The organism is Photobacterium sp. DNB22_13_2 (assembly GCF_052873915.1).
In genome coordinates this window covers 1-259 of sequence record NZ_JBNNXU010000180.1, presented here as the reverse complement: position 1 = coordinate 259, position 259 = coordinate 1, and the positions used below count along the sequence as shown (strand labels likewise).

The 259-nt window shown below is 67.6% G+C and carries 1 pseudogene; it reads right to left on the bottom strand.

What is annotated here, in order from left to right:
• Positions 1-259: pseudogene (locus ACVA58_RS28275) on the bottom strand (UDP-N-acetylglucosamine 1-carboxyvinyltransferase); the annotation flags it as partial.

The following is a 259-nucleotide window of genomic DNA, read 5'->3' as shown; positions in this document are numbered from 1 at the left end:
CGCTTGGCGCCTTCAGGCAGCTTGGCTTCGATGTAGCCGTGCTCAATGACGATCTCGGCGCCCATCAGCTGCAGGCCCTTGATGTGCTGATCGACCGGACGCGCGCCGATGCCGCAGCCGCCCGGCAGCGACACACGCGCATGGCCGAAGCGCGCCAGCAGCGGGCCCAGCACCAGGATCGACGCGCGCATGGTCTTCACCAGGTCGTACGACGCTTCCGGCGAGTGGATGACGGCAGCGTTGAGTGTGACCTCGTGGC